This is a genomic window from Okeania sp., assembly GCF_983059655.1.
In genome coordinates this window covers 1-2,409 of sequence record NZ_CEZPJD010001016.1, presented here as the reverse complement: position 1 = coordinate 2,409, position 2,409 = coordinate 1, and the positions used below count along the sequence as shown (strand labels likewise).

Annotated in this window: 2 protein-coding genes; one reads left to right on the top strand and one right to left on the bottom strand. The window is 32.3% G+C overall.

Annotation, left to right across the window (positions count from 1 at the left end):
• The coding region (locus tag AC3DU7_RS31255; protein ID WP_488043125.1) for a glycosyltransferase at window positions 1-461 on the top strand (461 nt) is incomplete at its 5' end.
• Window positions 462-1,395: 934 nt separating this feature from the next.
• Here AC3DU7_RS31255 and AC3DU7_RS31250 read toward each other — a convergent pair.
• Entirely contained in the window at window positions 1,396-1,890 is a 495-nt protein-coding gene (locus AC3DU7_RS31250; RefSeq protein ID WP_488043124.1) for a tellurite resistance TerB family protein, read from the bottom strand.
• Window positions 1,891-2,409: the final 519 nt, after the last annotated feature.

Below are 2,409 nucleotides of genomic sequence, written 5' to 3'. Positions count from 1 at the left end.
ATTTTCAATTTATTTTAGCAGGTGCTAATCCTCAAGACCCTAATTATGAAGCAAAAATTCGGTCACAAATAGAGGATTCACCTCTTGCTAAATGTACAAAAATAACGGGGTTTGTTACAGGAGAAATTAAAGCGAGTTTATTACAAGTTGCTGATGTATTTGTTTTGCCTTCTTATTATGAAAATTTTGGTATCGCAGTAGCAGAGGCAATGGTGGCAGGTACACCAGTAGTTATTTCTGATGGAGTTCATATTTGTCAAGATGTAGCAGATGCAAAAGCAGGTTGGGTTGGTAGTTGTAAAATAGAGGATATGGCTATTTTAATGAAGTCAGCTTTGCAAAATGAAGCGGAAAGAAAACAACGAGGTTTGAATGCTAAAGAGTTAGCTAGAAAAAATTATAGTTGGGAAGCGATCGCTACACAAACTATTCAGGCTTATCAAGAAATTATTACCGAATAATTCATTATTCATAATTAATAATTAAATAATTTTGGTTTAAAGCCTCCCCTTTTAAGGGGAAAAAAAAGATATAGTATTTCCTTATATTGAATTCCGTAACGGTTTTAAGCAGAGGTAGTTGTCTATTATTCATTATTCATTAATGAACGTCTTCTTCAATCACTTGTTTATCTCAATCTATACTCAAATTTGATTAATATCTCATTCTATTCAATTTTTTTATCAGTAGGTATGGTGGAAAAAAACAGAATTATCTAACTAAAAGTAAACTTGCCCAAAACTATCTTCCCTTCTGCCTTCTGCCTTCTGCCTTGACATAACGATAATTTTCAACACCGACCTACTTAAATTCGGTATTAGTTAACAGTTATCAGTTCACTTTTTCCAACTCCAATAGACTATTTTTTTTGCCACTTAAACGAATTTTATATTACAGCGTTTGGGGTAGATTTGGATAGGGTGTATCGGGATAAAGAAGATGACTTCTTTTAGGCCAAGTTCGGAAGATACAGTTTCAAGAATGAAGCACTTGTATAGTGCTAATAACTATTTAGAGTTTGCTTATGGAAGTCTTTTTTAAGAGGAGTAGCCAGAATCCAGAATTCAGAATCCAGGAGGAATGAGATTCCGAGAAGAAATAGCTAGAAGAATCTTCCCTTGATTTTCTAACCCTATTTTTGCCAAAAACCCTAGATTTTTGAACTGGAACTACCTAAAAGCTGATACTCCCTTAGTACCTGCAAAGTCTGAAACCTTTGCCATTAAAAACTTTGATATTTAATCAGCAAGCCCTATTTAAACCCCCTATTTAAGAAACCCGATCGCTGACAACTGTTCGCTATTAATTGATTTAAGTTTAAATCGTCATCATCAAAAAAAATTATCTATTAACAAATTTTTGATTTTTTACAAATAGTAAATAAAATATGGTTATTTACTTTTCATAACTTTGATTATTTCTATATTTTCTAGACTTTTTTTTAGTCTCCTGATGGTTTTCTGACTTAGCTTTAAAAATTTCTGAAGCTTTCTCTACAGGCACTTCCAATATCTGACACAAACGAGTTAAAAATGTTTGTTCTTTACCAGAAAAAACTCCATCTACGAGGATTAGATCGATAGCTAATGTAAATGCTGTTTCTTTATATTCTGGATGTAGGGCATCATTGGCTATAGCAACCAAATTAGTTATGCCTTTTTCACTAAGTAAATTGAGCAATCTATTTAGCATATATGTAATCTGTTTTTCTGAATAGCTTTTAAACATTTCCATTTCCGCCAAAAGTACTATCACTCTTTCTGTTTCTTCATCTAAAAGATAACCATCTGAGGCAATAGCAGATACTGCAATAGCAGCTATTGCTTCTTGTTGTGAGAATGCCGTTCGATTTGGATTATAAACTCCAAGAACCTTATTTAATAAACTCATGTTAGGCTTTGCCTCCCAATTTATTGCTTGTTTATTTCTTTACTATTTTATCTTGTATAACAGCTTTTAATAGTTTATTGGTTCTATCACAGGATTTTTTTTTTGTCAACTAGACTATCATGAGACTATTTTGACAAATTGATAATTAATTAAGAGTATCAAAGTTGTACTGAAAGTCTGAATAAAAATCTAAGTTGATTGAGATATTAAGAAGGATATTTTGAATAGGGAACAGGGAATAAGGAATAGGGAATAGGGAATAGGAAAGAAATAAATATTAAGTGTACATGATATCATGTCCATTGGTATCGTTTGTGTATAAAGTCGGGGAAATATCTAGCGCCATATAAGGTTTTTACTTCTCTTAAAGCTTCTTCCTTCTTCCTTACCTTCTCTATACAATACCGATGCTATCGGACATGATATGAGTCTAATAAATGCTATATCATTTCCGCATAATTAGCGCTTGCTGATTAAACCTAAATGTCTTTACTGATATTGGTTTTAGCCTTTTTGGGT